The 268-nt window shown below is 68.3% G+C and carries 1 protein-coding gene; it reads left to right on the top strand.

All coding sequences use genetic code 11. The annotated features are described in order from the left end of the window. Positions 1-268 (top strand): transglycosylase domain-containing protein (locus tag SB771_RS34735; protein ID WP_410722006.1); only part of this gene is annotated, 268 nt, incomplete at both ends.

A 268-nucleotide genomic window follows, 5' to 3' on the forward strand; every position in this document is an offset into this window, starting at 1 on the left:
GCTGCCGTCGCTCGACGCGCTGACCAACTACCAGCCGAAGGTGCCGCTGCGCGTGTATTCCGCCGATCACGTGCTGCTCGGCGAGTTCGGTGAGGAGCGCCGCAGTCTCGTGCGCTTCCAGGACATCCCCGACGTGATGAAGAAGGCGGTGCTCGCGATCGAGGACTACCGCTTCTACGAACACGGCGGTGTCGATTTCCTCGGCATCCTGCGCGCGGGCGTGGCCGACCTGCTGCACGGCGGCGCGCGCCAGGGCGCGAGCACGATC

This window comes from Burkholderia sp. SIMBA_051, from assembly GCF_046534915.1.
In the GTDB taxonomy this organism is placed as follows: Bacteria; Pseudomonadota; Gammaproteobacteria; order Burkholderiales; family Burkholderiaceae; genus Burkholderia; species Burkholderia ambifaria.